This is a genomic window from Paraburkholderia sp. SIMBA_030, assembly GCF_046535245.1.
GTDB lineage: Bacteria > Pseudomonadota > Gammaproteobacteria > Burkholderiales > Burkholderiaceae > Paraburkholderia.
On sequence record NZ_JAWRXB010001582.1, the window covers coordinates 1 to 238 of the forward strand.

1 protein-coding gene is annotated in these 238 nt (G+C 66.4%); it reads right to left on the reverse strand.

Features of this window, described 5'->3' with window-relative positions:
• The coding region (locus tag SB772_RS45340) for a hypothetical protein (RefSeq protein ID WP_410839196.1) at window positions 1-238 on the reverse strand (238 nt) is incomplete at its 3' end.

The window sequence follows — 238 nt, forward strand, 5'->3', positions numbered from 1 at the left end:
GCTTGACCTGCGCAAAGCGCGCCTCTCCCATCAGCGCGGCGACCCGCGCCACGTCATCGGCGTCACGCGGGAACACCGCCGCCTGGGGCAGGCGCTGGTAAATCGAGTTGTCGGTGGCCAGCACCGTACGGGTAGCGTAATCGGCACTGATCTGGCCACGGAAGCCGCTGTTGCGCAGGGCTTCGAGGAATTCTGGGTAGTTCGCGGACGGTGCACTGGTCGGCAGCTGGGCGATCAT